The sequence below is a fragment of the uncultured Microscilla sp. genome (assembly GCF_947493425.1).
Lineage (GTDB): Bacteria > Bacteroidota > Bacteroidia > Cytophagales > Microscillaceae > Microscilla.
In genome coordinates this window covers 1-2,447 of record NZ_CANLRP010000354.1, presented here as the reverse complement: position 1 = coordinate 2,447, position 2,447 = coordinate 1, and the positions used below count along the sequence as shown (strand labels likewise).

The following is a 2,447-nucleotide window of genomic DNA, read 5'->3' as shown; positions in this document are numbered from 1 at the left end:
ACATAACTCGCTGACTATCAATTTTTCCGCCAAGTTGCGGGTGCGACCAGTAAGCTACTAACCGAAAGGTTATAATTGACATAACTTACCCTTGACATAGGGTACCCTCATAGTCTCCGTGCGTCTTGGGTAACTGGGAGGTGCGAAGCGAGACTAAAAGTCTCACAATAACGAGCCAAACGTGAAGATAGGGCAAGAGGAAACATTATATGGTTAAACATTAGCTGAACATTTGTTTTAAAGCTTCGTGACGGCGAAAGTGTGTAAGTTGGCTGTAACACACTGACCAAAACGGTACGGTACCAGGGTATTGTTATCCGCTAAAACAATACATGTCCAAAAAGGTATCCGGAGCATAAAATGAACCTAAGTAATGTGTCATAGTAAGTTAGTGGAACTGGGGAAACCCGATGAGGTCTCAGACAATGAGTAAGTCAATTGCAAAAGCGACCTAACTCCTCAGCGGGTAAAGGATACCATAAAAAGCGAAAGCTGTTTTGTAACGAAGCAGATAGGGGTTCAAATTTTGCCCTGCTCCGAAAGGAGGCTGACTTATGGTGCTTATTAGTCTGTGTATTGAATTTGTTAAACCTTTAATGATGGTAAGTACAGAAAAGAAGAATTCCTATAAGGAAAAGATTGCGACTATCACCGATTGGCATAGTATCGATTGGAAACGTGCCGAACGACAGGTAAGGATACTACAAAAGAAAATCTCAGATGCCTATGAACAAAAAGCATATCGGGCGGCAAAACGTCTCCAATATGTTTTAAGTAATTCATTCTACGCGAAAGCCTTAGCAGTCAGACAAGTAACTGGCAACAAAGGCAAGAATACAGCAGGAACAGACGGAAAAGTATGGTCTACTCCAAAACTAAAAATGGAGGCGGCATCTACCCTAAATCAAGGTAGATACACCGCAAAACCTTTACGCAGGATATACATACCCAAAAGTTCAGGTAAAGACCAACTCAGACCACTTTCGATTCCTACCATGTATGATAGGGCAATGCAAAGGTTGTATGCTTATGGGTTTGAGCCTATATCAGAGCTACATGCAGATGGATTCTCCTACGGTTTTCGCAAATACCGATCTACACAAGATGCTGTTAAACGTATCCATAACACACTCAGTAAAAAGTGGAGCCCACAATGGGTCATTGATGCAGACATCAAAGGATGCTTTGATAATATTCACCATCAATGGATAATTGAGAATGTCCCCATTCAAAAAACTGTGCTACAACAGTGGCTTAAATGTGGATACATTGATCAAAAACAACTCTTTCCTACTGAACAAGGAGTACCACAAGGAGGCATCATATCTCCTATGATAACAAATTTTGTGTTAGACGGGATGCTAGATTATGTACGAAAACAGTTAAAGCTTGATAAATACGGAACGTATACGAAAGCAAGTTTATACAATGCACAGGGAGAAAACATAAGACCTTATGCAGTAAGAACTAAATCTGCCAAAGTAAATATGATCCGTTATGCCGATGACTTTATTTGTACAGTGGCACATCAAGAGGAAATCCCATTCGTATTAAAAGCCATCCGACAGTATTTAGGTCAGAGAGGCTTAGAGTTACATCCAGAAAAAACTCAAATCAGAACTATAAATGAAGGTTTTGACTTTCTAGGCTGGAACATACGACAGTACAACGGGAAACTATTGATCAAGCCAAGCAGGAAAAGCATCCAGAAAATTAAAAAGAAAATCAAAGAAGTATTCAAAGAACATGTAGCCCAAAAGCAAGAAAACCTCATTTATGAACTTAACTTGGTGCTAAGGGGGTGGGGAAACTATTTCCGTACTCACGTATCCAGCAGAGTATTTACTGACATTGACAGTTACATCTGGCAAAGAACTCAGAAATGGATAAAGCGCCGTCATCCCAAAAAAAGGATGGACTGGGGGAACGACAAATATTTCTGTACGATCGGTAAAGACCGTTGGGTATTTGGGACAGAGAAAGGCTATTTAATGAAGCTACAAAAAGTCAAAATCAGACGGCATCATCTTATAGCAGAGGAACTCAATTACTTCAAAAACCCGGAAAAGTTTGAGGCATATATTGCCACAAGAAAACTTGCTAGTAAGCTAGATAACCCCAAACTTTACCACCTTTATCACAGAGAGCAAGGGATATGCCCTTACTGTCTCTCTAAGATTGAGGATCATCTTTTTGATGTTCATCACATCGTGAAACGTAAAGAACAAGGAGGTAACAAGTGGGATAATCTGGTGATGCTGCACAGAAACTGTCACCGCACAATGCACGCAAAGAAAGAAAAACTAGTTCGGCTTCCAAATGAACAATGGAAAGTTCAAGAGGAATAATAAGTGAGCGTAATGCTTGGAAACAGGCACGTTACGTTCTTAGAGGGGAAAGGGCGAGTAATCGCCCCGACCTACTCGACAAAAATAAAAAGACAGGAA

General features: G+C 40.5%; 1 protein-coding gene. It reads left to right on the top strand.

What is annotated here, in order from left to right:
• Positions 1-596 precede the first annotated feature (596 nt).
• A complete protein-coding gene (ltrA, locus tag Q0954_RS33610) occupies positions 597-2,348 on the top strand; it encodes a group II intron reverse transcriptase/maturase (protein ID WP_299466354.1) in 1,752 nt (583 codons plus the stop codon).
• Positions 2,349-2,447: the final 99 nt, after the last annotated feature.